General features: G+C 59.5%; 2 protein-coding genes. Both read right to left on the bottom strand.

Annotated features, from left to right (window positions below; translation table 11 throughout):
* Positions 1-209: acyl carrier protein (locus tag J5M56_RS25450; protein ID WP_207938117.1), on the bottom strand; the 209-nt coding region annotated here is incomplete at its 3' end.
* On the bottom strand, positions 206-447 hold a 242-nt coding region (locus J5M56_RS25445), incomplete at its 5' end, for a hypothetical protein (RefSeq protein ID WP_207938116.1). The genes J5M56_RS25445 and J5M56_RS25450, both read right to left, overlap by 4 nt.

Raw genomic sequence — 447 nt, 5'->3', positions numbered from 1 at the left:
TCGGCGCTCAACGCCGCGACCGTCGAGCGCGTCTTATCGAAAAACAGTCTCGGCGACGGCGCGACGCCCGTTTTCGCCTTGATCTGCTTGAGCACTTCGACGAGATTGCGCGAATTGCCGCCTATGTCCAGAAAACGGGTATCGCCTGTCCCCTTCTTGACGCCGATCACGCTCTCCAGAATCTGAATCAACATCGTTTCGGTTTTCATGGATTCACTTCCTCCTGGTTACTTTCGTTGATGCGCTGTTGCAATATCGACAGAAGCGCTTTGCGATCCGTCTTTCCCGATGACAACTGCGGAAACTGATCGAGAACCTTGACGTGGCGGGGCACCATGTAGGCGGGCAGCTCTGCCGCGAGGCGCTGCCTGATTTCGTCGGCCTTGCAATCGGCGTCGAGCGGCGCGCCGCGTTCGAGCAGCACGCCGGCGGCGAGCAGCGTCTCGC

Origin of the sequence: Pseudomonas sp. 51_B (genome assembly GCF_017491595.1) — a bacterium.
GTDB classification, from domain to species: Bacteria; Pseudomonadota; Gammaproteobacteria; order Pseudomonadales; family Pseudomonadaceae; genus Aquipseudomonas; species Aquipseudomonas promysalinigenes.
This window is presented reverse-complemented; position numbering and strand designations above follow the sequence as displayed.